This is a genomic window from Halobium salinum (assembly GCF_026586625.1).
Classification (GTDB): Archaea; Halobacteriota; Halobacteria; order Halobacteriales; family Haloferacaceae; genus Halobium; species Halobium salinum.
On the sequence record NZ_JAODIW010000006.1, the window covers coordinates 104523 to 127627 of the forward strand.

At 69.2% G+C, this 23105-nt stretch carries 24 protein-coding genes and 1 tRNA gene; 13 read left to right on the forward strand and 12 right to left on the reverse strand.

From position 1 onward, the window contains the following. The first annotated feature begins 25 nt into the window (after positions 1 to 25). A complete protein-coding gene (gene hisB / locus N5095_RS03925) occupies positions 26 to 619 on the forward strand; it encodes an imidazoleglycerol-phosphate dehydratase HisB (protein WP_267621307.1) in 594 nt (197 codons plus the stop codon). Positions 620 to 766: 147 nt separating this feature from the next. Further along, complete coding sequence (locus N5095_RS03930) at positions 767 to 1951, forward strand: DUF5305 domain-containing protein (RefSeq protein WP_267621309.1); 1185 nt, start codon at positions 767 to 769, stop codon at positions 1949 to 1951. A gap of 60 nt (positions 1952 to 2011) precedes the next feature. Here the strand turns inward: N5095_RS03930 and N5095_RS03935 are convergent, their stop codons facing one another. Next, positions 2012 to 2326, reverse strand: coding sequence for a hypothetical protein (locus N5095_RS03935; RefSeq protein WP_267621311.1), 315 nt, complete (start codon positions 2324 to 2326; stop codon positions 2012 to 2014). Positions 2327 to 2512: 186 nt separating this feature from the next. On the opposite strand from N5095_RS03935, the gene trpY reads away from it, so the two are divergent. The 4 genes from trpY (at position 2513) to solA (ending at position 5766) form a co-directional block, all read left to right on the forward strand. Continuing rightward, a complete protein-coding gene (gene trpY / locus N5095_RS03940; RefSeq protein ID WP_267621313.1) occupies positions 2513 to 3013 on the forward strand; it encodes a TrpY family transcription regulator in 501 nt (166 codons plus the stop codon). Positions 3014 to 3141: 128 nt separating this feature from the next. Next, positions 3142 to 3666 (forward strand): DUF6789 family protein, encoded by a 525-nt coding sequence (locus N5095_RS03945; protein ID WP_267621315.1) that lies wholly within the window; start codon positions 3142 to 3144, stop codon positions 3664 to 3666. 79 nt (positions 3667 to 3745) lie between these two features. Further along, positions 3746 to 4375, forward strand: coding sequence for an IMPACT family protein (locus N5095_RS03950; protein WP_267621316.1), 630 nt, complete (start codon positions 3746 to 3748; stop codon positions 4373 to 4375). Positions 4376 to 4611: 236 nt separating this feature from the next. Continuing rightward, the gene (gene solA / locus N5095_RS03955) at positions 4612 to 5766 is read left to right on the forward strand and encodes an N-methyl-L-tryptophan oxidase (protein ID WP_267621317.1); all 1155 of its coding nucleotides are present in this window, start codon (positions 4612 to 4614) and stop codon (positions 5764 to 5766) included. A gap of 549 nt (positions 5767 to 6315) precedes the next feature. Here the strand turns inward: solA and N5095_RS03960 are convergent. The 3 genes from N5095_RS03960 to N5095_RS03970 are packed head-to-tail and all read right to left on the reverse strand — an operon-like array spanning position 6316 to position 10716. After that, a complete protein-coding gene (locus N5095_RS03960; RefSeq protein WP_267621319.1) occupies positions 6316 to 8997 on the reverse strand; it encodes a TRAP transporter permease in 2682 nt (893 codons plus the stop codon). Positions 8998 to 9022: 25 nt separating this feature from the next. Continuing rightward, positions 9023 to 9535, reverse strand: a complete 513-nt coding sequence (locus N5095_RS03965; RefSeq protein ID WP_267621321.1) for a DUF1850 domain-containing protein — start codon at positions 9533 to 9535, stop codon at positions 9023 to 9025. A gap of 44 nt (positions 9536 to 9579) precedes the next feature. Next, the gene (locus N5095_RS03970) at positions 9580 to 10716 is read right to left on the reverse strand and encodes a TAXI family TRAP transporter solute-binding subunit (RefSeq protein WP_267621323.1); all 1137 of its coding nucleotides are present in this window, start codon (positions 10714 to 10716) and stop codon (positions 9580 to 9582) included. Positions 10717 to 10872: 156 nt separating this feature from the next. Between N5095_RS03970 and N5095_RS03975 the strand changes: the two genes are divergently transcribed. Further along, positions 10873 to 13092 carry a S9 family peptidase gene (locus N5095_RS03975; protein WP_267621325.1) on the forward strand — a complete coding sequence of 740 codons (2220 nt, stop codon included), beginning with the start codon at positions 10873 to 10875 and terminating at the stop codon, positions 13090 to 13092. A gap of 200 nt (positions 13093 to 13292) precedes the next feature. Beyond that, the gene (locus N5095_RS03980) at positions 13293 to 13415 is read left to right on the forward strand and encodes a hypothetical protein (RefSeq protein WP_267621326.1); all 123 of its coding nucleotides are present in this window, start codon (positions 13293 to 13295) and stop codon (positions 13413 to 13415) included. Positions 13416 to 13505: 90 nt separating this feature from the next. On the opposite strand, the gene upp is transcribed toward N5095_RS03980, so the two are convergent. Further along, positions 13506 to 14183 (reverse strand): uracil phosphoribosyltransferase, encoded by a 678-nt coding sequence (upp, locus tag N5095_RS03985; RefSeq protein ID WP_267621328.1) that lies wholly within the window; start codon positions 14181 to 14183, stop codon positions 13506 to 13508. 124 nt (positions 14184 to 14307) lie between these two features. Next, positions 14308 to 14508, reverse strand: coding sequence for a DUF8107 family protein (locus N5095_RS03990; protein ID WP_267621331.1), 201 nt, complete (start codon positions 14506 to 14508; stop codon positions 14308 to 14310). A 92-nt stretch (positions 14509 to 14600) separates the two neighbouring features. Between N5095_RS03990 and N5095_RS03995 the strand changes: the two genes are divergently transcribed. The 3 genes from N5095_RS03995 (at position 14601) to N5095_RS04005 (ending at position 15659) form a co-directional block, all read left to right on the forward strand. Continuing rightward, positions 14601 to 14921 (forward strand): hypothetical protein, encoded by a 321-nt coding sequence (locus N5095_RS03995; protein ID WP_267621333.1) that lies wholly within the window; start codon positions 14601 to 14603, stop codon positions 14919 to 14921. Between the two features lie 14 nt (positions 14922 to 14935). After that, positions 14936 to 15346: an SRPBCC family protein gene (locus N5095_RS04000; protein WP_267621335.1), complete on the forward strand. Its 411-nt coding sequence runs from the start codon at positions 14936 to 14938 to the stop codon at positions 15344 to 15346. A 91-nt stretch (positions 15347 to 15437) separates the two neighbouring features. After that, positions 15438 to 15659: a hypothetical protein gene (locus N5095_RS04005; RefSeq protein WP_267621337.1), complete on the forward strand. Its 222-nt coding sequence runs from the start codon at positions 15438 to 15440 to the stop codon at positions 15657 to 15659. Positions 15660 to 15673: 14 nt separating this feature from the next. Here N5095_RS04005 and N5095_RS04010 read toward each other — a convergent pair whose 3' ends face one another. Beyond that, entirely contained in the window at positions 15674 to 16921 is a 1248-nt protein-coding gene (locus tag N5095_RS04010; RefSeq protein ID WP_267621340.1) for a CobW family GTP-binding protein, read from the reverse strand. Between the two features lie 216 nt (positions 16922 to 17137). Here N5095_RS04010 and N5095_RS04015 point away from each other — a divergent pair, with 216 nt between their 5' ends. After that, complete coding sequence (locus N5095_RS04015; RefSeq protein WP_267621342.1) at positions 17138 to 18517, forward strand: tryptophanase; 1380 nt, start codon at positions 17138 to 17140, stop codon at positions 18515 to 18517. An 18-nt stretch (positions 18518 to 18535) separates the two neighbouring features. Here N5095_RS04015 and N5095_RS04020 read toward each other — a convergent pair whose 3' ends face one another. The 3 genes from N5095_RS04020 to N5095_RS04030 all read right to left on the reverse strand — a co-directional run bounded on the left by N5095_RS04020 (position 18536) and on the right by N5095_RS04030 (position 21172). Further along, complete coding sequence (locus tag N5095_RS04020) at positions 18536 to 19216, reverse strand: metallophosphoesterase family protein (RefSeq protein ID WP_267621344.1); 681 nt, start codon at positions 19214 to 19216, stop codon at positions 18536 to 18538. Between the two features lie 142 nt (positions 19217 to 19358). Further along, a complete protein-coding gene (locus N5095_RS04025) occupies positions 19359 to 20345 on the reverse strand; it encodes a hypothetical protein (protein WP_267621346.1) in 987 nt (328 codons plus the stop codon). A gap of 236 nt (positions 20346 to 20581) precedes the next feature. After that, entirely contained in the window at positions 20582 to 21172 is a 591-nt protein-coding gene (locus N5095_RS04030) for an IMP cyclohydrolase (protein ID WP_267621348.1), read from the reverse strand. A gap of 480 nt (positions 21173 to 21652) precedes the next feature. On the opposite strand from N5095_RS04030, the gene N5095_RS04035 reads away from it, so the two are divergent. Beyond that, positions 21653 to 21725: transfer RNA gene (locus N5095_RS04035), tRNA-Gln, on the forward strand. A 31-nt stretch (positions 21726 to 21756) separates the two neighbouring features. On the opposite strand, the gene N5095_RS04040 is transcribed toward N5095_RS04035, so the two are convergent. Both N5095_RS04040 and N5095_RS04045 read right to left on the reverse strand, forming a co-directional pair. Then, positions 21757 to 22665, reverse strand: a complete 909-nt coding sequence (locus N5095_RS04040) for an HNH endonuclease (RefSeq protein ID WP_267621350.1) — start codon at positions 22663 to 22665, stop codon at positions 21757 to 21759. A gap of 89 nt (positions 22666 to 22754) precedes the next feature. Continuing rightward, a complete protein-coding gene (locus N5095_RS04045; protein ID WP_267621352.1) occupies positions 22755 to 23075 on the reverse strand; it encodes an Hsp20/alpha crystallin family protein in 321 nt (106 codons plus the stop codon). Positions 23076 to 23105 lie beyond the last annotated feature (30 nt).

Consider the following 23105-nt stretch of genomic DNA (forward strand, 5'->3'; position numbering starts at 1 on the left):
ATCGCTCCCACCGCTCGGTACGCCCATGAGTGACCGAAGCGCCGAGATAACCCGGGAGACCGCCGAGACGACTATCGAGGTCGAACTGGCGGTCGACGGGAGCGGCGAGGCGGACGTCGACACCGGCGTCGGCTTCTTCGACCACATGCTGACGGCGTTCGCCACCCACGGGCTGTTCGACCTCCGGGTCGACTGCGACGGCGACCTCCACGTCGACGACCACCACACCGTCGAGGACGTGGCGATCGTCCTCGGCGACGCGCTCGACGAGGCACTCGGGGACCGCGCCGGCATCGCCCGCTACGCCGACCGCCGCGTCCCCCTGGACGAGGCCGTCGTCGGCGTCGTCGTCGACGTCTCCGGCCGACCCCACTTCGAGTTCCGCGGCCAGTTCTCCCAGGACCATATCGGCGACTTCACGAGCGACATGGCCCGACACTTCGCGTACTCGCTCGCGATGCACGCCGGGTTGACCCTCCACGTCGAGGTCGAACGCGGCGTCAACGCCCACCACGAGGTGGAGGCGCTGTTCAAGTCACTGACCCGCGCGCTCGACGACGCGACCCGGCTTGACGAGCGCCGGGCCGACGAGACGCCGAGCACGAAGGGGACGCTGTAACCGACAAAGACACCGTTCGCCGAGCGCTCGAACCGCGGTTCGTCGGCAGTACGCACCCCTTTCCTCGCACAAACTACTGCCCACCGGTGGAACCGCGTTGACTAACGACCCATTAGTTATTTCCGGGAACTAGATACTTCGGACCGGATGAGTTCTGACGACCTTCTCCTTCGCGTGCGTGCGGCCGTCGCAGACCAGTTCGTCCCGGTCGTGGCGGCTCTGGTGGTGCTCGTGGCGGTCGGCGGGTGGATGGTTTACGGTGCCTACGTGGCACCGGGAACGACGACGGAACGCGAACTCGCCTCGTCGTGGACCGCCGAGGCGGGCTTCGAGCACGCCGCGACCGTCACGGAGCCGAACCCCCTCTACGACACCGGGACGACGCTGGCGAACCGGTCGACGTACTACCCAGCGGTCTCGCCCGTACTGAACGGGAGTTTCGACTACGGCTACCGGAGTACGGGCGAGGGGTCACTGGACGGCACGCTCCAGGTATCGCTCGTGACGCGCTCGGTCAGCACCGTCGAGCGGAACGGCGAACGCGTCACGGTCGAGAACTGGCGCCGGGAGCGTCCGCTCGGGGAGCAGTCCTTCGAGGGTCTGAGCCCCGACGAGTCGGCCTCGGTCGACTTCACGACGAACCTCAGACGAGCGGCGAACTCCTCCGAGCGCATCACCGACGCACTCGGGTCCCGAACCGGGGACGTCCAGACCACCGTCGTCGTCCGGACACAGGTCGAGGGGACGGTGAACGGGAACGAGGTCGGGAACGCGACCGCCTTCCGACTGCCGATGACGTTCGAGGGCGGGACGGTCCGGCTGCAGGGCCCGGGCGCAATCGAGCAGCCACACGAGACCTACCGCCAGCGTACCGTCCCGGTCGAGGTCGGACCGCTGCGGAAGTACGGGAGTCTCGCGCTGTTCTTCCTCGCCACGGCGGCGCTCGCCGGACTGGTCGTCGGGAAGCGGACCGGCCGGCTCACCCCCGACGAGACCGACCGCACGGTCCTGTCCTATCGCCGCGCACGCTCGGAGTTCGACGAGTGGATAACGCGGGGACGCGTACCCGACGACGCGCTGCCGACGCCCCGCGTCGAAGTCGACTCGCTGCGCGGGCTGGTCGACGTTGCTATCGACACCGACGGGCGCGTCATCGAGGACCGCGAGCGTGGCGAGTACGTCGTCGTCCGCGAGAACGTCCACTACGCATACGAGGCGCCGGGAGACGAGGTGTCGGTCACGACGGTCGGCCCGATGGCGAACGGTGAGGCGGAAACGGACGGGAGGGACGGGAGCAACGGCGAGCGGTCGAACCCGGAATCGTCGGGGTGACTGGGGTTCGACCGACCGCCGACCACGCGACGGGGACGGGTCGGACCTGGTGGCGGACGGTCAGACCACGTCGGCCGAGACGCGATACACGTCCCCGTCGAACGCGACGTAGACGGGGCGTGCGACGCCGAACGGCGGATGGCTCCCGTCGTACTCCTCCACGATCACCGTCTCGACGCCGTGCTCCAGCAGGAGGCCGAGGGCGTCCCGAAGCGGTTGTCTGTGGAGCACCTGCTCGGCGACGTACCGGGTCGCGGACTCCCCCTCTTCGGACGCTTCGACTCGCGTGAGCCTGTACCGGGCGAGGCGGTAGTCCGCGTCGTCAGCGTCGCCCCGAGTCGGGCGGGCGCCTCCGCCGTCGCGGTCGAGACCCACTCCAACTCCACGGTCGCGCCGGTTTCGGTGCCGTACCGGTTCGGGACGAGAGAGACGGTGCGAGGCTCCGTCTCCAGGTCGAATCGCTGGCGGGTCACGACCGACCGGACGGTCGCGGCCGACATCAGCGTTCGCCGCCCGACCCACGACCATTAAGCGACGGCCCGCGTACCCCTCGACAACGCGATGTTCGACGAGATAATGGAGAAGTTCGAGGGGAGCCCGAGCCAGCAGGCGGTCATCCGGCTCCTGCTCGAACGCGGCTTCTCCGTCAACGACGACGGGCGGGTCGTCTCCGGCGGCATCGAGATACCCAACACCGGCATCGCCCGCGAAATCGGCGTCGACCGGCGCGTCGTCGACTCCACGACCGACGCCATCCTCGCAGACGAGGAACTCCGGCGCATCTTCCAGAACATCTCCGCCATCCCGAGCCTGATGGACCTCGCGCCGGTGCTCGACCTCACGGTGTTGACCATCGAGGTCGTCGCCGCCGACGAACACGGCATCGTCGCCGAGGTGACCGGTCTGCTCGCCGACCGCGACATCGGCATCCGGCAGGTCATCAGCGACGACCCCGAGTTCAGCGACGACCCCAAACTGTACATCATCACCGACGACCCCGTCCCCGGCGACCTGCTCGTCGCCATCCGCGACCTTCCCTTCGTCCGCAAGGTCGAGTTCTGAGCCCGGGCGCCTCCCAGTTGCGGCCGACGACCCGGGTCAACGGCTCGTTTCACCGTCGAACCTCTCGCTCCGTTGCCACGAGTATTGTTACCATTTAACACTCGGGGACGACAACTGATACCGGTACCATGAGTGGAGAGCGCGGAGAGCCGACCCCGACGCGACAGCTGACGGCGGAAGAACAGCTCGACGAGTACGGAATCCCGATCACGCTCCGCGTCGTCGCGGTGACGATGGGCGGCGGGTTACTGGGAATGGTGCTGATGCTCCCGTTGCTGGTCGGCGTGCCGCTGGCGCTCGACCTGTTCCGAACCGAACCCATCGTGGAGTTCTCGAACTTCGGGCTCTTCATCGGCATCGAGCCGTCGATAGCGCTGGGTATCGCGCTGTTCATCGTCGGCGGGACCACGGTTCTGCCGCTCGTCTTCCTCGTCCTCGGTGCGTTCCTGCCCCCCGAGGAGCCCCGATACGTCCGCGGGGCGACGTACGCCACCATCTTCTGGGGTGGCTTCCTCTTCGCGTTCTGGCCCGGCGGGAGCCTCCTCACGCTCGCGCTGTTCGTGGTCGTCTCGCTCGTCTCCCACTGGGTGTACGGCGTGACGCTCGGCTACGTCCTCCACCGGACCATCGGCATCCCCCAGCACGACGTGTGACCGACGACACCGCGGCGCGCCGCGGGCCGACTGCGCCGGAGTCCGAACCCCTATTGCCCGTCGCGCCGACCTCCGAGCGATGACCGAGACGTACCGCACCGTCGCCGGTCCGGGACAGGTCCGCTTCGAGGTCCGGGGCTCCGAGTTCCTCGGCTACGTCTCGCCCGCAGACTCGGTCGAGGCCGCGGAGGCGTTCGTCGAGCGCGTCCGCGCCGAACACGACGACGCCACCCACAACGTTCCCGCCTACCGCGTCCCGGCGGGCGACCCGTCCGGTCGAACGCCGAACTCGGAGATGCTCCTGCGAGAGTATCAGAGCGACGACGGCGAGCCCACCGGTTCCTCGGGTAAGCCCGCGCTCAACGTGCTCGTTCAGCGCGACCTGCGCAACGTCGCCGCCGTCGTCACCCGGTACTACGGGGGGACGAACCTCGGCGTCGGCGGGCTCGCCCGCTCGTACTCCCGCGCCGTCAAGGAGGCCGTCGACGACGCCGGCGTCGTCGAGGAACGCCCCCACGAGCGGTTCGTGGCGACCTGCGAGTACGACGACTCCGGCTCCGTCCGGGGCATCCTCGAGTCGTCGGGCGTCGAGTTCGACGCCGACTACGACGCCGAGGTGCGCTTCGAGGTTCGGGTGCCGGTCGACGACGCCGAGGACCTCCGGGACCGACTTCGGAGCGCGACGAGCGGCCGGGTAGCGATATCCTGACACCCGACCCCGGACGACTCGGTCCCGCGTCTCCCTCCCGGTTGCACGACGAAAAACACCGGAACACTGCAGTGTGAGGGTCCCCCGGGGGAGCCCCATGCGGCATTCCGGTGCGCCTATGCGGGTTGCGCAGGCGACCGCGGCTTCGTGACGGTGCGGTATGAATATTCACTTTTACTACGGGCTGGTAACGCGGACGCGATAGAACCACGTACCCAACCCGCGTACCCGAGCGCATGACCGACCGCTACGACGTCATCGTCGTCGGGGTCGGCGGCGTCGGGAGCGCCGCCGTCTCTCACCTCGCGGGTCGCGGCGCCGACGTACTCGGCCTCGAGCGCTTCGACGTGCCCCACGCGCGGGGGTCCTCACACGGCTCGACGCGCATCATCCGGAAGGCGTACTTCGAGGACCCGGCGTACGTCTCGCTGGTCGAGCGCGCCTACGAGAACTGGCGCGCGCTCGAACGGGCGACGGGCCGCGACCTGCTCACCGTCACCGGCTCCGTCGACGCCGGCCCCGAGGGGAGCGAGGTCGTCGAGGGGTCGCTTCGCTCCTGCCGGGAACACGACCTCGAGCACGACTTCCTCACCGGCGCCGAACTGCACGAGCGGGTCCCCGGACTCGACCTCCCGAACGCCTTCCGCGCCGTCCACCAGCCCGAGGGCGGGTTCCTCCACGCGGAGGGCTGTATCGAGGCGCACGTCCAGCACGCCCACGCCCACGGAGCCGAGGTCCGCGCCCGAGAGGCGGTGACCGACTGGCGCGAGACAGGTGAGGGTGTCCGCGTCGACACCGACAGGGGTAGATACGAGGCCGACACCCTCGTCGTCGCCGCGGGACCGTGGACCGGCGAACTCCTGCCCGACCTCGCCGACTCGCTCCGCCCGGAGCGACAGGTAATCGCCTGGTTCCAGCCCGACCGCTCCGAGCGCTACCGACCGGAGTCGTTCCCGGTGTTCGTCTGTACCGTCCCGGACGACGAAGGGCGAGGTATCGAGGGCGGCGAGTACTACGGCATCCCGACGTACCGCCGGCCGGGCGTGAAACTCGGGAAACACCACCACCTCGGCGGGGAGGTCGACCCCGAGTCGGTCGAGGAGCCGACCCGCGCCGACGAAGCCGTGGTCAGACGCTTCGCGGAGACGTACGCCCCGGACGCGGCGGGGCCGACGATGGGACTCGACACCTGCCTCTACACCAACACCCCGGACGACGACTTCGTGGTCGACCGTCACCCCGCCCACGACTCGGTGGTCGTCGCCGGCGGCTTCTCCGGCCACGGGTTCAAATTCACGAGTGCGACCGGCGAACTGCTCGCCGACCTCGCGCTCGACGGCGAGACGACGTTCGACGTCGATCTCGACCCCTTCCGGGTCGACCGGCTGTAACCGCTCGTCGAGTGCAGGAACTCCCGCCACCGGGGGTTAAAAAGGACGTTCCGCTCGGAGAGGCACCGCAGCGTGGCACCGCGCGAGGCCCGTGTCTTCGGTCGTCGGTCGCCAGTCGCGACCGTCGAGGTCCTGCGAGCGCATGGCCTGTCGCGCCTCCGGTCCGCGGGGACCGTCGAGGCCCCGGTCGGCGCTGCCGACGCGGAGCTAGCCGTCGTTGTGGATGACGAGTCGGGTGCCCGGACCGACGAGGACGAACTCGTCGACACGGCCCCGACGCTAGTCGAAGTCGCTCGCCGTCCAGTCGCGTGCCATGCGATTCGAACGTGTCGAGACGAATTGATAAACCTGGCCGTTGGCTCCCGGTGGCTTCCGGAGCATCGTCCACCTCGCGGGGTCGGTGTCCGCTGGCGTCGAGTCGTCGCCGGTGCGTCCGCTTCTTCCCGACTCCCGACTCCCCGGACGGGACGGCCGCGCCAACCTCGGTTCGAGACGGCCTCCCGACGGCTGAGGACGTAGGTAGGCGACGCCCCGAGTCGCCTCGGTCGTTCAGTCGCTGGGCTCGGCCCGGGGGGCCGAGGTGGAGCGGTCGGCGTCGCTGCGGTTCTTCGCGACCAGCGCCGCGAAGATAACCAACCCGACCGCCCGAAGGGTGAGGTCGAGCATCAGGGTCGCCTCCATGGCGACCCCGACGAGTTCGAGCACGGTCAGTACGGGGTTGAACACGAGCCCCGGCGCCATGAGGAACACCGACGAGACCGCGAACAGCGTCCGTTCGAGCCGCGACACCGACGCGAACAGGTAGCCGATGATGGTCGGTCCCAGCGCCGTCACGCCGAGGAACAGACAGATGACGGGGACGACGACCTCCGGGACGAACCAGCCGAGGTCCATCACGTCGGCGAACGTGATGACGTGCGCTTCCTCGCCGGTGCCGACCCCGCGGATGAGCAGGATGCCCGGCGAGAGCACGAACGCGAACGGCACGATGGCCTTGTTGAGCGAGAGCGAGAACGCCTTGATGCCCGTCTCGAAGGGGTCGGACTTCGCGACCCCACTGGCCGCGTAGGCCGCCACGGCCACCGGCGGCGTGATGTCGGCGATGACGCCGAAGTAGAGGATGAACAGGTGGGCCGCGAGGATGGGGATGGTCCCCCCGCTCACCTCGACGAACGACGGCCCGAGCATCGAGACGAGGATGATGTACGTCACCGTCGTCGGCATCCCCATCCCGAGGATGATGCAGGAGACCGCCGTGATGAGCAACAGCAGGACGAGCGACTCGCCCGCGATGGCGGCGATGAGCGACGTGAGGTTCGGTCCGAGGCCGGTGACGCTGATGACGCCGGGGATGATGCCGGCGGCGGCGACGGCGACGACGACCACCGTCGCGGTGCGGGCACCCGCGTCCATCGACTTGAGGACGAACGAGCCGAACGTCCACGCCTTGTTGTTCCGGAGGTCGGGCCGACCGACCGCCTCCGCGGTCGTCTCGGCGGTGTCGTCGACCTGTCCGTCGTAGTCGAGCAGGGGCGAGTCCGCGTCGGGTCGCCAGAGCATCACCGCGAGACTCACGAGGACGATAATCGTTCCCAGACTCCCGGCCGCGGCTTCGACTGCGCCGACGACCCCCAGCGCCTCGCCGCCGGCACCGGTGAGGGCGCCGACGAGGTCGGCGCCGGTGAGGGCGAACGCGGCCACCTCCGCGAGGAAGATGGCGGCGATGCCGCCGAGCAGCGGGCCGCGAGTGGAGCGGTCGTACGCCGCCACGAGCGCGATGAGCGCGGCGATGGCGACGATGGTGTACCACGCGGAGCGCGCCACCGAGAGGCGCTCGACGATGAGGTAGAACAGCAGCAGCGCGAGCGGGGCGAGGTAGAACCAGCCCCGTTTCATGTGCGGCCGGAGCGGGATGAGCTCGCTCGGGTCGACCCCGCCGATGCCCGCCCGCGAGGCTTCGAGGTGGACCATCACCCAGACGCCGAAGAAGAACACGACCGCGGGGATGGCCGCGGCCATGATGACGTCGCTGTACGGCGTCAGCGTGAACTCGACGATGAGGAACGCCGCCGCGCCCATCACCGGCGGGAGAATCTGCCCGCCGGAGGATGCGGAGGCCTCGACGCCGCCCGCGAACTCGGCGTCGTACCCCGACTTCTTCATCAGCGGGATGGTGAACGCCCCGGTCGTCACGGTGTTGGCGATGGACGAGCCGGAGATGGTGCCCATGAACCCCGAAGAGAGGATGGACGCCTTCGCGGGGCCGCCCTTCCGAGAGCCGGTGAGGGCGTACGCGAGGTCGATGAACCACTGGCCCGCGCCGGACATCTCGAGGAACGCCCCGAACAGGATGAAGATGTAGATGAACTGCACGGAGACGGTGACGGGGATGCCGAACACCCCGTTCTCCGTGTTGTACCAGAGGTTCTGGATGATGGCGCCCCAGCGGAGCTGATTGGTCGCGAGGATGCTGAGGTAGGGGACGTCGTCGGGGATGAGGTACGCGTAGCGGGCGTACACGATGAAGGAGGCGACGATGCCCATGAGGTACACCCCGAGGGCCCGGCGGGTCGCCTCCAGGACGAGCAGGACGCCGACGACGCCGAGGACGTACGCGTATGAGGTGTCACCGATGACGGGGAGGACGCCCAGCGGCGGAATCACCTCGCCTACGGTGCGGGTTGCCCCGAAGCCCAGCACCCGAATCCGGTTCTGAATCTCGCCGAAGTCGGTGATGAAGTAGACGGTCGCGAGCGTCGTGAGCAGGATGAGCGCCCAGTCGACGGCGCTGACGCGCTCGCGCGACGTGAGTCCTCGGGTGATGGACTCGCCGACGCCGCTGGCGCTGGCCAGGCGCCGCGTGACGAACCCCTCCCCGTCCGAGACGGGAAAGAGCAGGAACGTCAGCACGAGCGCGAAGCCGACGTGGATGGCGTTGACCTGGAGCAACTGGAGCGCGCCGAGGTTGATGGTGGTCCCGAACAGCTCGAACCGGAAGATGAACCCGCGGGCCGCCAGCCACATCTGATACGCCGAGAACGCGACGGCGATCAGCGAGACGACGACCGCGAGCGGGCCGCGCAGGCTCCGCTTGCGTTCGAGTTCTTGGATCAGCTCCTGTTTCTCCTCTTCGGAGAGCTGTCCCTCGTCGGGGGCGGCGGTACCCCCGTCGGGGGTGCCGTCCTCGACTTCGGTCTCGTCCTCGCCCGGTGATGTGTCGTCGGTGGTCATGGTCAGTTTCGCTCCATCGTTGCCGTCACAGCCGCGGAATCAGGCCGTCGAGTCCCGCCGACAGCGCCGAACGGCGCACGACGGTGAGTCGGACCGATTCCTCGCCGGCCCGCTCGACGAGGTCGTAGGTCCGGTCGCCGACGTGGAGTCGGTGGCCCGCTACGTCGCCCGGTGTGACGTATATCTCGTCGTAGACTCCCTCGGGGTCGAATACGAAAGTACCGTTCTCCTTCCGCACGTCGGCCCTCGCGGGGAGCCCCCAGCCGTAGGACTCGAACTCCATCCGCGTCATCTCCAGACTGCCGTTCGCCCGCACCTCGTACACGTCGAGAACGCGGGTCTTCTCGACGCTGTGGTTGTACTCGAGGGCGACGGTCGCCCCTTCGTCGACCGGCACCGTGAGCAGTCGCTCGCCGGTGTCTGCGTCCTCGACGACGAGCGCCTGCCCGCCGGGGACCGCGGCGGCGACGCCCGCGAGCAGAACCGAGAGAAGTGTGAACGCGACGACGGCGCGGCGGAGGCCGATGCGGGCGCTCATCGCCCGCGACCCCCGGTGGCGGTCGCCGGTCGCGTCATCCGTCTTCAGGCGCTACTGTTGCCCGACTCGTTGCCGGCGGACGCGTTGCCGCCCGACTCGTTCCCACTCGAACCGCCGCCCACGCCGGCCTCGTCGAAGTACCGCTGGGCGCCGGGGTGGAGGTCGATGGACATGCCGTCGAGCGCGGAGTCCGCGCTGATGAAGTCCGTCTTGATGGTGAGTTGGTCGACGTTGTCGAAGATGGCTTTCGTAATCTGGTACACCGTCTCCTCGGCCTGGGACTCCTGGGTCGCGATCATCGCCTGGACGGCGACGGTCGGGACGGCCTCGTCGATGCCGCTGTAGGTGCCGGCCGGAATCTCGTCGTCCGCGAAGTACGACCCCGAGTCCTTCACCTGCTGGCGGGCGTCGCCGTCGACGGCGACGAGCGTGACGTCGTGGGTCGTCGCGAGGTCGGAGATGGCGCCGACCGGCCAGCCGCCGACGACGAACGCCGCGTCGATGTCGCCGTTTTTCAGCTGGTCCGCCGCCTGCGAGAACCCGGTGTTCTGCTCGGTGTAGTCCGAGACGCCGACCGCCTCGAGAATCTGCGTCGCGTTCACCTGCGTGCCGGAGCCGAGGTCGCCGGTGTTGACGACCTTCCCCTGCAGGTCCGTCACCGAGGAGATGTCGGCCTCCGCGTTCGCGACGATGTGGATGGTCTCCGGGTACAGCGTGGCGACGCCGCGGAGCGCCGGGATGGCGTTCCCCTGGAACGCCTCGATACCCTCGCCGTTCTTCGCGAAGTACGCCACGTCGTTCTGAATCATGGCGAAGTCGGCGTTGCCCGAGCCGAGGTTGCCGGCGTTCTCGACGGAGGCGCCGGTCGACTGCACCTGCAGTTTGAAGTCGGTCTGGGACTCGACGACCGTCTTGAACTCGTTCGAGAGCGGGAAGTACGTCCCGCCGGTGCCGCCCGCGTGCCACGAGAGGCGCGAGCCGCCGGAGCCGCCACCGCCGCCGGAGCCACCGTCGGTAGTGGTCTCGCCGTCGCCGGAGCCGCCTTCGGTGGTCGTCTCCTCTCCTCCGGACCCGTTGCCCTCGCCTTCGCCACCGCCGCCACCGGTACATCCGGCGAGCCCGACGATTCCTGCTGTGCCTGTGGCCGCGATGAACGAACGTCTGTTCAGCTTTCGAGCCATAGCCCCAATTGCTCTCCGTAGTTACTTATAGTCACCTGTAATATCCGTAGCTATTCTTCGAATGTTGATTGTTCTTTCATAACGAAAGTCCCGGACGAACCGGTTTCCGGCGCCCCTTCCCGAACGCTATTCCCCGGCGGCGACGACGGGCGGCGCATGGAACCAGTTCGCGCCGCCGACTTCCACGAGCTCGCGGCCCCGAGCGACCCCCAGCTGTCGCCCGACGGCGACCGGGTCGCGTTCGTCCGCAGCGTCCCGAAAGACGACGAGTCGTACGAGTCGACCGTCTACGTGGTGCCGACCGGCGGTGACGGAGATGGAGAAAACGAAGACGGGGACCGAGACGCGAAGCCCCGTCAGTTCACCGCCTCCGAGGGCGTCGACTCCCAGCCCCGGTTCAGCCCGAGCGGCGACCGCCTCGCCTTCGTCTCGACGCGCGGGGCCGACGACGACCGGCCCCAACTCTGGGTGCTCCCGACCGACGGCGGGGAGGCCCGACGGGTGACGAACGTCCCCGGCGGCATCGTCGGCCCCGTCTGGAGTCCCGACGGGAGCCGAATCGCCTTCTGTCAGGCGACGACCGCCGACGAGCGCGAGTCGGGGGTCGACTGCGACGTGACGGTCGGCGTCGAAGCGGGCGAGGAGTCGGAACCCTACGAGCGCGAGACGCCCGACCCACGGGTGATAGACCGGCTGATGTACCGCGGGCTGGCCCGCTACAAGGACGGCACCCGGAGCCACGTGTACGTCGTCGACCTCGACGGCGACGACGGTACGGGCGATGGCGAAGCGGGGGACCGCTCCGGCGACGACGCGGCCGCGGTCACCCGCGTCACCGACGGCGACCACGACTTCACGAGCGTCGACTGGGGGGACGCGTCGACGCTCTTCTGGGGCGTCCGTTATCCCGTCGACACCGACGACGGCACCGTCGACGCCGACGACCACGTCACCAACCGCGTCGAACGTCACGATTTCGACGCCGGTGCGACCGAGACCGTCACCGGGTTCACGGCGTGGGGGCCGGTGCTCGCGGCCGCGAGCGACGGGCGGGTCGCCGTCCTGCGCACGCCCGCGGAGGGGCTGTCGATGCGCCAGACCGAGGTGGACGTGTACGACCCCGAGACCGGCGAGACGACCACCGTGACCGAGGACCTCGACCGGACCGTCGACGCGACCTGTTCGTTCCGCTGGGGGCCCGACGAGGAGTGCCTCTACTTCGTCACCCCCGACGAAGGCGAGCACGTGATTCGCCGCGCCTGGGCCGACGGGAGCGGCGTCGAGACGACGGGCGCGCGGTGTGAGCACGAACAGGGGTTCGACGTGGTCGCCGTCGGTGGGGGCGCCGGCGACGACGGCGAGCACGAGGCCACCGGCGGAGACGGCGACGACCACCTCGTCGCCACCGTCCACACCGGCTGGAACCACCCGGGCGACGTGTTCTGTGCGTCGGTTCCGACCGGCGGCGACGGCGAGGAGACCCGTCTCACCGAACTCGACGCCGACTACTTCGAGACGCGCGCGGTCGCCGAACCCGAGTCCGTCGCGTTCGAATCGGACGGTCACGAGATTCAGGGGTGGCTGTTGACACCTCACGACGAATCCGACCACGAGGCGCCGTACCCCCTCGCGGTCGAGATTCACGGCGGGCCCCACTACATGTGGTCGGCGGCGGGGTCGATGTGGCACGAGTTCCAGACGCTCGCCGCCCGCGGGTACGCCGTCTTCTGGTCGAACCCCCGAGGCTCGACCGGCTACGGCGAGGCGTTCGCGACCGCCATCGAACGCGACTGGGGGGAGGTGACGACCCAGGACGTGTTGGCCGGCGTCGACACCGTGTGCGAGCGCGACGACGTCGACGAGACGAACCAGTTCGTCACCGGCGGGAGCTTCGGCGGGTTCATGACCGGCTGGCTGGTCGGTCACACCGACCAGTTCGACGGCGCGGTCGCCCAGCGCGGCGTGTACGACCTCGCCTCCTTCTACGGCTCGACGGACGCGTTCAAGCTCGTCGAGTGGGACTTCGGAACGACGCCGTGGGAGGAGCCCGAGTTCCTCTGGAGTCAGTCGCCCGTCGCGTACGCGGACGAGGTGACGACGCCGACGCTCGTGCTCCACGCGGACGACGACTTCCGGGTGCCCGTCAACAACGGGGAGATGTTCTACGTCTTCCTGAAGAAGAACGGCGTCGACACCCGGCTCGTGCGCTACCCGCGCGAGGGCCACGAGCTCTCCCGGTCGGGCGAGCCGGCCCACCGCGTCGACCGAATCGAGCGCATCGTCCGCTGGTTCGACGGCTACTCCGACCATCACGACGACCCCCACGCGCTCGACCGCGGCGGCGAGGGGTTGTCGGCGGGCGACGACGCGCGCTGAGCCCGAGACGCCTCGCTCGACACGACTCGAACACGGCTCGCTCGGGTGGGCTACTGTGGCACACGGGGGTTCGTTTCCGGTGAACCGAGCGCGGCGCCCGGGTCGGCGCCGTAGTACGGTTTCGACGCGAAGAGAAGGGGTTCGGACCGTGGAGGCACGGGGGCGCCGAGGCTTTCTGCACACGGCCGGTGGCGAGTGTCGTGACCGACGCTACAGACGCGGTCGGCGCGGCCGACGCCGACTGCGAGTTCTGTGGCTGCGCCGTCGCCGACCACGACCCCGTGTTCGTCGCGGAGGGGACCGACCGGCGGCCTACGGGCTGATTCTGTAACTACGGCTGTCTCGTCGCCTACGTCGAGCGCGAGGAATTGACGACCGGGACGACCTGTCCAGTCGACATCGACTGAGGCGGGTTACGTCGTGCGGAACGCGCGGTCGCCGGCGTCGCCGAGGCCGGGGACGATGAACCCGTCGTCGTCGAGGTAGTCGTCGATGGAGACGGTGAGCAGGTCGGCCTCGGGGTAGGCCTCGTCGACGCGGAGCAGGCCGTCCGGCGCCGACACCGCGGAGAGGACGAACAGGTTCTCGTACCCCGGCGCCTCCTCGAGCACGTGGTCGAGGACGGTGCACATCGTGCTCCCCGTGGCGAGCATCGGGTCGGCTACGATGACGGTGTCCTGCTCGCGAATCTCGGGGAGTTTCACGTAGTCGATGGTGATGGGGAACTCCCCGTCCTCGTCCATCCCTGCCTCCTCGTCGCGGCCGGCGGAGATGACCCCCTGCTTCGCGCGGGGGAACGCCTTCAGCAGTCCCTCGACGAACGGCGTCGCGGCGCGGAGGACGTTGATGATGACCACGTTGTCGAGTCCCTTCACGCGCTCGCCGGTCGTCTCGGCGAGGGGGGTCTGGATGGTGACGTACTCGGTGTCCATCGCGCCGTCGATGATTTCGTAGCCACAGATTCGGCCGAGTTTCACGAGCCCCTTGCGGAAGGCGACCTGTTCGGTCTCCACGTCGCGCAGCCGCGAGAGGGTGTCCTTGGCGAGCGCGTGGGTGATGAGGTACGCGTCGTCGCGGTCTTCGATGGGCATACCCCAGAGGCGAACGCGAATCGGCATAAACCCGGGGCATCGCCCCCGGCTCCGCACCGTGTGAACGGACGGCTCACGACGGCTCCGGCGTGCTGTCGGCAGTCTGTGGATTTTCGGCGCCGAATCAGCGTGTGACGAGGTACGTGATGGCTACCAGCACCGCCGCGAACGAGAGGACCGTCGGCCACGTAAACGGCAGGATGCCGAGGAAGTCGAGCCCCCAGACGACGGTCCCCGCGAACACGGTCGAGAGGACCGCGTTGATGACGAACAGGACACGTGGGTCACCCGCCGACCGCGACGCCCCATCCTCGAACGAACTCATGGCTCGGACCTGCACGCCCGGGGGCTTAAGCGGTCGGTCGTCGTGGTCGGCGGCAACTACTTCGCCCGCCTCCACCAACATCCCGGTCGCCGATGGCGCTCCGCAACCGTGAGGGGACGCCCGTCGACCCGGTCCCGTTCCTCGTCGCCACGACGCTCGCCTTCCTCGTGAGTTTCTCCTACGGGCCCGTCTACTTCCTGACGTTCGGGCTGGGGCTCGCCGAGTCCATCGTCCTCACCGGGTTCGCCTTCGCCGGCTGTGTCTACGGCGCCTACCGCCGGTTCGTCTGGAACGCCCTCCCCGAGTTACGCGCCGAACTCGACCCCGGGCTGCGGATACGCCGGATGGTGTACGCCGCCGTCGCGCTCTGTCTGCTCCTGCTCCTGCTGTCGATACCCCTTTTGGCTCGGTGAGCGTCGGGGGAGACATGCGCGAGGTCTCCGTCTCCCGGTTCGTCCGCGCCACCCCGACCGAAGTCGAGCGGGCGCTGACGCCCGCGAACGTCGTCGAGTACGAGGGGAGTTTCCGGGTCCGGGACGTGACCGAGGTCGACGACGCCACGCTCGTCACCGCCGGGGCCAGCGGGCTGGAACTCACCCTCCGCTTCGAACGCCGAGAGGACGGGCTTCGCTACGAACAGGAGGGGACCGAGGGACCGTTCGACCACATGGAGACCGAGGTTTCGGTCGCCGCCGAGGACGAGGGGTCGCGGGTGACCGCCCGCTCGACGGTGTCGCTCGGCGTCCCGCCGGCGGCCCTCGCCGACCGGGTCGCCGCCTGGAAACGGAAGGGGGAGCTGAAACGGGCGCTCGACGCGCTGGCGGCCGCCCTGGAGTAGCCGACGACGGCGGGACTGCTGCCGATGCGGTCGACCGCCGGGGCTGCACGACCGCGTCGAGATTTATGCGCCGGGCGCGGTACGCCGAGCCATGGGTCTGCTGAGCACCATCACGGAGGCGTTCGGGGCGTCGACGCAGTCGACGAACCGCGGGAGCGGGACGTCGGAGTCGAAGGGCGCGTACTGGTGTCACGACTGCGCCGAGCGGGTTCCCGACTTCGAGGTCGACGGCGACGACGCGCCCGACTGTCCCGACTGTGGCGACGAGATGGTGTTCGAGCGCTCGACCGGGTCGACCGGCTGTGCCTGTTGAGCGGGTCGGCTTCACTACTCCTCTCCCGCTCCCGGTTCCCTGACCACGTACTCGGCTTCGGGCTCCGACGGAAACGGGTCGTCGCCGACGGCCTCCGGGTCCGCTGCTGCCGCCAGCAGACAGTCGTCCAATGCCTCCACCAGCGCCGACTCGTCCATCCCGCGGCCGATGAACACCAGTTCGGCGAGACGGTCGCCGACCTCCTCGTCCCACTGGACGTTCCGGCGGTTCGAGCGGTACAGCTCCTGGTCGACCTCGGGAAGCGACGCGATCCACGGCCCGGCCCCTTCCACTCGAACCGACGGGCCGGCCTGGCTGTACGAGAGCCGTTGTTCGTTGCCGGCGACCCAGAGCGTTCCCTTCGAACGCACGACCGAGTCCGGGAGCGAGGCGAGGAACTCGTGGAGTCGCCCGGGGTGGAACGGTTCGCGCCGGCGGTAGGTGAAGGAGGTGACGCCGTAGGCCTCCTGCGGGTGGCTGTGGCCGTCGTGGTCGTCTGCGTGGTCGTCCCCGTGTGCGCGGTCGTGTGCTTCGTCCTCCTCCGCTCCGTCCGCGTCGAGCGCCCGCCGCCACCCCGCCCGCTCGGCGGCGCCGGTCGGGTCGAACAGCCCTCGACCGAGCAGGTCGTCGGGGTCGACCTCGCTGAACTCGGTGACGACGACCTCGGCGTCGGGGCGGAGTGCGGCGACGAGTTCGTTCACGGTCGCCAGTTCCTCGTCGCTCACGAGGTCGGCCTTGTTGAGCAGGACGAGGTCCGCGAACTCGACGCCCTCGACGAGCAGGTCCGAGAGGGGTTTCGTCCCATCTTCTCCTTCCCCTCGTCGGACGACTTCGCCGTCGCCGGCGAAGGCGTCGTGGAACGCCCGGGTGTCGACGACGGCGACGACGCTATCCACGTCGTAGACGGCGGCGGCGCTCGACCCCCGGGTGAAGAGGCGAGCGACGGGTTCGGGCTCGCTGATGCCCGATGCCTCGACGACGAGGTGGTCGAAGTCGCGTTCCCGGGCCAGGCGGACCACGGCGGTCTCCAAGTCGCCGCGCAGTTCACAGCAGATACAGCCGTTCGAGAGTTCGGCCACGCCACCGGCGGCGAACTCCGAGTTCTCGCTCACGAGGTCGGCGTCGACGTTCACGTCCCCCATGTCGTTGACGAGGACGGCGAGGTCGCGGTCGGCGTGCCGCAGGAGGTGATTCAACAGCGTGGTCTTCCCGGCGCCGAGCATCCCGCTGAGTATCGTCACCGGGACGGCGTCGTCGTGCATACCGGCCACAGGGTCCGGCGCGATAATGAATCCGGCGCGGTCGGTCGCGGGAGTCGCGGTGGCCCCTGCCAGTAGTACGGTCGTCGGTCGCTCCCGCCTGACGCCTCGCCGACTCCGCCCACTCCCACCCACATCCGTACGCCGAAGACCGAATCCGGCGCGGGACGTACGGAGGCTCCTGAAAACAGGTAAGTCCCTCCGCGAGCGACCCCCGCCATGCGCTCCTACAAGGCCAAGACGGTCGAACCCATCTCCCTACCTTCCCGAGAGAAACGGAACCGAATCCTCGAGGAGGCGGGGTACAACGCCTTCAACGTCGACGCCGCGGACGTGTACGTCGACCTGCTCACCGACTCCGGCACGGGCGCGATGAGCGGCGAGCAGTGGGCCGCGATGATGCGCGGCGACGAGGCGTACGCGGGGAGTCGGAGCTTCCACGAGCTCCGGGAGGCCGTCGCCGACGTGATGGGATTTTCGAGAGTGGTCCCCGCCCACCAGGGTCGCGGCGCCGAGAACGCCCTCTACGGCGTGCTCGTCGAGGAGGGCGACACGGTGCTCAACAACGCCCACTTCGACACGACGCGGGCGCACATCGCGAACCAGGGCGCCGACCCGGTCGACTGCCCCGTAGAGGGTGCCCGCGACCCGACCCACGACGCGCCGTTCAAGGGGAACTTCGACCTGGCGCGGGGGAGGACGGTCGTCGACGACGTGGGCGCCGAGAACGTTCCCGCCATCGTCGTCACGATAACGAACAACTCGACGGCGGGCCAGCCCGTCAGCGTCGAGAACCTCCGCCAGGTGCGCGAGTTGGCCGACGAGATAGACGCCACTCTCGTGGTCGACGCCTGTCGGTTCGTCGAGAACGCCTACTTCGTCAAGGAGCGCGAGGACGAGTTCGCCGACTGGTCTATCGCCGACATCGCCCGCGAACAGTTGACCTACGCCGACGCCGCCGTCATGAGCGGCAAGAAGGAGGGGCTGACGAACATCGGCGGCTTCGTGGCTATGCGGTCCGGGGAGTATCGGGAAGACGACGGCGGCGTCGACCACGACGCCCTCTTCGAGCGCGTCAAGCAGCGCGCCATCCTCTACGAGGGGTTCCCCACCTACGGCGGGATGGCCGGCCGGGACGTGGCCGCCCTCGCCGTCGGCCTCCGTGAAGCGGTCGAACCGCCGTACGTCGAAGACCGCGTCGAGCAGGTCCGCGAGCTGGGTGACCGCCTGAAGGAGGCCGGCGCCCCCATCTACGAGCCGGTCGGCGGCCACGCCGTCTACGTCGACGCCGGCGCGTTCCTCCCCGAAATCCCGCGCGAGCAGCTCCCCGGGCAGGCGCTCGTCTGTGAACTCTACCGCGAAGGCGCGGTTCGCGGGGTCGAACTCGGGGAGTTCGCGTTCCCGGGCGCCGACCGGATGCAACTCGTCCGGCTGGCGCTTCCCCGGCGCACCTACGGCCGCGAACAGCTCGAACACGTCGCGGAGACCGCCGCCGCCGTGGCCGAGCGTCGGGAGGAGGTGTCCGGTCTCGAAGTCGTCGCCGAGCCGCCGATGAAGGAGCTTCGGCACTTCTCCGCCGAACTGCGGCCGGTCGAGTAGTCGGTCCTCCGATTCGGGCTACTTCCCGTCGTACAGTCGCTCGCCGATTCTGTCGGGGAGGCCCGCCTCCCGGACGGCGTCCATCACCTCGCCGATGGCGTACTCGACGCGGCGCTCCTCCACGGTCGGCGTCCCGTCCGCGTCGGCGTCCTCGTCCACGCCCAGCACCGCGTACGCCGCCCGGGAGTCGCCGTCGCGGGGCTGGCCGACGCTTCCCGGGTTGAGCACGACGCCCTCGGGGAAGACGCGGTGGTCCTGCACGTGGGTGTGGCCGAGCACGAGGGCGTCCTCCTCGCCGAGCATCGACGCCGAGAAATCGTCCGGGTAGGTGTAGCGGTCGGGGTCGTCCGGGTGGCCGTGGACGAGTTTGACGCGGCCGTCGGCGACGGTACGCTCCGTCGGGAGGTCAGAGAGCCACGCGATGTCGTCCTCGCTCAGTGCTTCGCGGGCGTACTTCACCCCCGCACGAGCCATCGAGTTGAAGCCGAACGCGGTGTCGTGTGCGGTCGCCCGGTCGTGGTTCCCCTGCACTGTGGGGACCTCGCGGCTCCGGACCGCCTCGATGCAGTCGCCGGGCCAGGGACCGTAGCCGACCACGTCGCCGGCGCAGACGATATCGTCGACGGGGGGCATGTCGCCGAGGACGGCGTCCAGTGCGACGCGGTTGCCGTGGAGGTCCGAGATGACGCCCAGTCGCATCGTTCCGGATTCGCGTTCGGGTTCCGTGTGTTTAGTTCTGGAGGCAGTGGCGGCGGGTCGATGGTCGGCGTAGTCGGGTGGGGACGGTCGGCGCGGCCGAGCGAGGACGGTCGGCGCGGCCGGGAACCTCCCGCCAGCGGCGTCAGTCGGCGCCCCGACTCGAACGGGTGAGAGGTCGGTGGCCGTCGGACCCGGCTCGAAACCCCCACCTGACCGCGAGCGCGACGCCGACGAGCAGTAGCAGGTCGTCCAGCGGCGTCAGCACCGGTCCGGAAGGGGCCCAGAGCTCGACGGGCCGAAACGGCGGGACGAGCGCCGGCAGGAGCCTCACCGCCGACTGTACGCCGACGACGACGGCGACTGCTTTCAGGACCGCCCGTCCCCCGAGTCGAGGGCCCGTGACGAACAGGACTCCCAGGAGGAACGACGCCTCGAACAGCCACCGAATCGGGAGCCGTGCCAGCGGAATCCCGACGCTCCACGCCCCGCCCCGTGGGAGGACTGCGACCGTCCCCTGCTGCGTGGCTGCCCGGAGGACCTCGCCGACTCCGCCGGCCAGCGCCACGCCGCCGACTCCGACGGCCGCGGCGAGTCCGGCCGCGACGAGTCCGCGCCGAAGCGAGAGGCCGGGTCCGAGTCGCCTGTCGGCGACGATTGCGAACAGCGGATGCTGGTCCGCGTTCCCGGCGGCCGAGGCGAGTCGTTCGTAGCCGCCGTGGTAGGCGACCCAGACCGCCGTCGCGACCGCGAGGACGCTCGCCACCCGTGGGAGCGGGACGGCCAGAACGACGACTCCGACCCCGGCCGGAACCCCGGAGAGGAGCGACTGACCGACCGCCAACGCGAGGTCGGTCGCGTACACGAGGCCGACCCCGACGGCGACGGAGCGCCGGGACGGACGGGCGACGACGAGCAGGACCGCGAGCAGGAACGGGACGAACGACACGGCTCCGAGCGCCGTGCCGGTCACTACGCCGACGAGGACGCCGTCGCCCCCGTCGGGAACGCGACCCGTCGCCAGCAGCCGACTCCAGGAGAGCGCGACGAAACCGGCGGCGGTCACCAGGGCGGAGAGGAGGACGGCACCGAACAGTCTGCGACCGTCCGCCTCGGGAGGGAGGGCTGGCATGCGTAGGCGACTCTCGGAGCCGCGAATAAGCCTTGTGCCGAACCGTCGACCGCCGGGTCCTCGCCGCCTGTCGAATCGGGACGCGTCGGGACGGCGCGCCGCCGTCTGCCGACCGGCCGAGTCGGGGCCGCCCCGGAACCGGAGTCCCCCACCCGCCGAACACCGAGGCGCACGAATCCGGTAGACTCACGAATCGGGCCCGGACCGGGGTCGTCGTTCCCCTCGACCTCCGGCGACTACTCCCCGTTCTCGGTCGCCGTCGCCACGTCGTCGCCGTCGACCGTCACGCCGGCCGCACAGACGGCGTGCTCGAAATCGGCGTCGTACACCGCGTTCGCGGCCTCTTCCGCCGACTCCGCGTCGAGCTCGTACGGCCGGGGCTCGTCTTCCTCGTAGGTCGCTACCAACGTCGGTGCCGACACCTCCTTCACGAGCAGGGCGTCGCGGCGGACGATGCCGACGGACGCGGAGTCGTCGCCGACGACACCCGCGATGCGCGGCGTGTCGTAGTCGTCCTTCTCGTAGTCGAGCCCGAGCAGGGGCTCCGCGAGGGCGTCGCGGGCGGGGTAGCCGAGTTCGAGTTTCTCGGCGACGGGGTCGACGTGCGAGCCGTTGCCGAGCGCGACGAGCGTCTCGCCGGTCGGGGTCTCGACCGGGCGCAGGCAGTTGTAGGAGACGTACGGGTTGTCCGTCTCGGGGGCGTCCGGCGTCGGCGCGACGGTCAGCGTGTCGCCGCGGGCGACGACGCGGCGGTTCGGGAACGAACGCGAGGAGACGCGGTAGGCGCCGACCCCGGGGCCGACGACGACGAAACGACCGATGTACATGCACGCCTGTGCGTAAGTCGAGCGCAAATAGGTGGCGATGTGTGCAGGAACGTCGTGTTTCGGTCGCCGCGCGGACGGCCGTCGGAGGTCGGTAGAGGTCACGTCGGCGTCGGTGTCGGCGGCACCGGTGACGATAGTGACGCCTCGGCGGTGAAGCGCTCGTCGTCGACGACGAGGGCGCCGTCGGAGCCGAACGCGGGGGTTTCGGCCCGCCACCGGTCGACTCCGCGTCGGACGGTCCGGTGTTCGTCGGTCCGGCGTCCGTCGACTTCCCGTCGCTCGCGTTCGTCTCGTCCGTGCCGGGGTCGCTCACGAGACACGGCACGGACTGCTTCCGAGAAATACGGAGTCACACGTGGACACGGTTCGTACGCCCCCGACTCTAGCCTCGAAGCCCGCCCTGCAGCCGTGTCACGCCCTGTCGCAGTCGCACCAACGCGCAACGTTTACGTACAGGTGGCCTGTACACCGGAGTGCAGCAGTCCCATGGGGTAGTGGCCAATCCTGTTGCCTTCTGGGGGCAACGACCCAGGTTCGAATCCTGGTGGGACTACTTCCTCTGCGCTCCCTTCCCCGAGCCCACGCTACTCGAAGCCGTGTAGCTCCCTGTGGGCCGCGAGGTACACCGGTGCGGGCCGTAGCTTCGGGTGCTCCGGTTCTCGGATACGCTCGCTGCCGAACGTCGTCACCGCTTCCGGAGGGTCGACGGTGGTCCTCGACTCGATTCGAACCTTCAGGTCGTCGGTGAGCGTGAACCACCCCTCGTCGAACGCCCAGTGGTGGAGTCGACACAGGGCAATCCCATTTCTCGGGTCGTCGGCTCCGTTCTTCCACTTCGGATAGATGTGTGCCGCCTCCACCTCCGGACGGCCGTCCGGTGTCAGGCGCTTCTTTCCACAGACGGCACACCGATGGTCGTAGGCTCGCTTCACTCGCTTCGGAAACAGCGAGTCCCGAACTCGGGACTTCACCTCCCGGAACGTCGGGCTGGCGTCTTCGGTGAGAGACGGCTGCTCGGTCGATTCGAGATAGTCGGACTCGATGCGGGTAATCTCCTCCCACTGACCGACTCCGAGCTTTCGCATCTCGAACCGGTAGACCATCCGCTCGCCGTCGCTGACGTACCGGTAGGAGTCGACGACGACGAGTCCCTCGTACCGGTACTCGTCGACGCCGTCTCGACTGGAGAAGAGATACGTCGGAATCGGGTCGGAGACGGCGTCCATCAGCGCCTGATTTGCGGTCGTGGGCTCCTGGTCGCCCTTCTCGGGCGTCCCTTCACCGATGTAGACGAACCGGTCCGCTTCGTCCAGTTCGTCCTCGTACAGCGCTCCCTCGTTCGCCAGGAGAATCACGTACTTGCCCGCGTCGGGCCGACGATAGGTGATTCCCTTGAACTGGTAGCCGAAGTCGGTCTCGAACACGGCCTCGACCGCCGACTGCGAGAAGGTTTCGCCGATTTCGATAGGTCGACGCGGTCCCGGGACGTTCATCCCTTCGCAAAACAGTCAGAGTGGCGTTATGTTCTTCGGTGACCCGTCACCGGTAACGGAGGCAGAAATCGCGACGAGAGCGACGGGAGCTACCGCCGCCGCAACTTCCCCACCGTCACCCACAGCACCCCGTCGGTGTACGAGGCGCTCGTCCGGCGCTCGTCGACGCGTCCGGGCAACCTGACGATTCGACTCAGCCGCTCCGTTCCCTCGCCGTCGGCGACGATCTGGAGCTTGTCCTTCCGGACGCGGACGGTGAAGTCCTGTCGGCGGCGACCCGGGAGGGTGGCGGCGACCCGGTACTCGGAGCCGTGTTCCTCGACGTCTATCGGGAACGCCGGCTCGGGGGCTCGGGAGGTCTCGGGTCCGCGTCGTCGGGTCGCACCGCTCGTGCGCTTCGTTCGGGCCATGGCTGTTCATCGAGAGTAGGCGCCCGAGTC

Bases quoted from the DNA above. Each gene is read 5' to 3' on its own strand.
- hisB (WP_267621307.1), top strand. From the start codon at position 26: ATGAGTGACCGAAGCGCCGAGATAACCCGGGAGACCGCCGAGACGACT.
- N5095_RS03930 (WP_267621309.1), top strand. From the start codon at position 767: ATGAGTTCTGACGACCTTCTCCTTCGCGTGCGTGCGGCCGTCGCAGAC.
- trpY (WP_267621313.1), top strand. From the start codon at position 2,513: ATGTTCGACGAGATAATGGAGAAGTTCGAGGGGAGCCCGAGCCAGCAG.
- N5095_RS03945 (WP_267621315.1), top strand. From the start codon at position 3,142: ATGAGTGGAGAGCGCGGAGAGCCGACCCCGACGCGACAGCTGACGGCG.
- N5095_RS03950 (WP_267621316.1), top strand. From the start codon at position 3,746: ATGACCGAGACGTACCGCACCGTCGCCGGTCCGGGACAGGTCCGCTTC.
- solA (WP_267621317.1), top strand. From the start codon at position 4,612: ATGACCGACCGCTACGACGTCATCGTCGTCGGGGTCGGCGGCGTCGGG.
- N5095_RS03960 (WP_267621319.1), bottom strand. From the start codon at position 8,997: ATGACCACCGACGACACATCACCGGGCGAGGACGAGACCGAAGTCGAG.
- N5095_RS03965 (WP_267621321.1), bottom strand. From the start codon at position 9,535: ATGAGCGCCCGCATCGGCCTCCGCCGCGCCGTCGTCGCGTTCACACTT.
- N5095_RS03970 (WP_267621323.1), bottom strand. From the start codon at position 10,716: ATGGCTCGAAAGCTGAACAGACGTTCGTTCATCGCGGCCACAGGCACA.
- N5095_RS03975 (WP_267621325.1), top strand. From the start codon at position 10,873: ATGGAACCAGTTCGCGCCGCCGACTTCCACGAGCTCGCGGCCCCGAGC.
- upp (WP_267621328.1), bottom strand. From the start codon at position 14,183: ATGCCCATCGAAGACCGCGACGACGCGTACCTCATCACCCACGCGCTC.
- N5095_RS03990 (WP_267621331.1), bottom strand. From the start codon at position 14,508: ATGAGTTCGTTCGAGGATGGGGCGTCGCGGTCGGCGGGTGACCCACGT.
- N5095_RS03995 (WP_267621333.1), top strand. From the start codon at position 14,601: ATGGCGCTCCGCAACCGTGAGGGGACGCCCGTCGACCCGGTCCCGTTC.
- N5095_RS04000 (WP_267621335.1), top strand. From the start codon at position 14,936: ATGCGCGAGGTCTCCGTCTCCCGGTTCGTCCGCGCCACCCCGACCGAA.
- N5095_RS04005 (WP_267621337.1), top strand. From the start codon at position 15,438: ATGGGTCTGCTGAGCACCATCACGGAGGCGTTCGGGGCGTCGACGCAG.
- N5095_RS04010 (WP_267621340.1), bottom strand. From the start codon at position 16,921: ATGCACGACGACGCCGTCCCGGTGACGATACTCAGCGGGATGCTCGGC.
- N5095_RS04015 (WP_267621342.1), top strand. From the start codon at position 17,138: ATGCGCTCCTACAAGGCCAAGACGGTCGAACCCATCTCCCTACCTTCC.
- N5095_RS04020 (WP_267621344.1), bottom strand. From the start codon at position 19,216: ATGCGACTGGGCGTCATCTCGGACCTCCACGGCAACCGCGTCGCACTG.
- N5095_RS04025 (WP_267621346.1), bottom strand. From the start codon at position 20,345: ATGCCAGCCCTCCCTCCCGAGGCGGACGGTCGCAGACTGTTCGGTGCC.
- N5095_RS04030 (WP_267621348.1), bottom strand. From the start codon at position 21,172: ATGTACATCGGTCGTTTCGTCGTCGTCGGCCCCGGGGTCGGCGCCTAC.
- N5095_RS04040 (WP_267621350.1), bottom strand. From the start codon at position 22,665: ATGAACGTCCCGGGACCGCGTCGACCTATCGAAATCGGCGAAACCTTC.
- N5095_RS04045 (WP_267621352.1), bottom strand. From the start codon at position 23,075: ATGGCCCGAACGAAGCGCACGAGCGGTGCGACCCGACGACGCGGACCC.